1 protein-coding gene is annotated in these 257 nt (G+C 60.7%); it reads left to right on the forward strand.

Going from position 1 to position 257, the window contains the following annotated elements:
* Positions 1 to 217 (forward strand): IS30 family transposase (locus AU465_RS32735; RefSeq protein ID WP_192257124.1); only part of this gene is annotated, 217 nt, incomplete at its 5' end.
* Positions 218 to 257 lie beyond the last annotated feature (40 nt).

Consider the following 257-nt stretch of genomic DNA (forward strand, 5'->3'; position numbering starts at 1 on the left):
TGTCCAAGTCTACTTCTGCGATCCGCAAAGCCCATGGCAGCGTGGCACCAACGAGAACACCAATGGACTGCTGCGTCAGTACTTCCCGAAAGGCACCGACCTGAGCGTCCACAGCGCCGACGAGATCGCCGCCGTGGCCGCGGCCCTCAATGCCCGACCGAGAAAAACCCTGGGCTGGAAAACACCGGCAGAGGCGCTTGACGAGTTGCTGTCGTGAGTGAACACAATTGGTGTTGCGACGACCGCTTGAATCCGCC

The organism is Mesorhizobium silamurunense, from assembly GCF_014843905.1.
GTDB classification, from domain to species: domain Bacteria; phylum Pseudomonadota; class Alphaproteobacteria; order Rhizobiales; family Rhizobiaceae; genus Mesorhizobium; species Mesorhizobium silamurunense.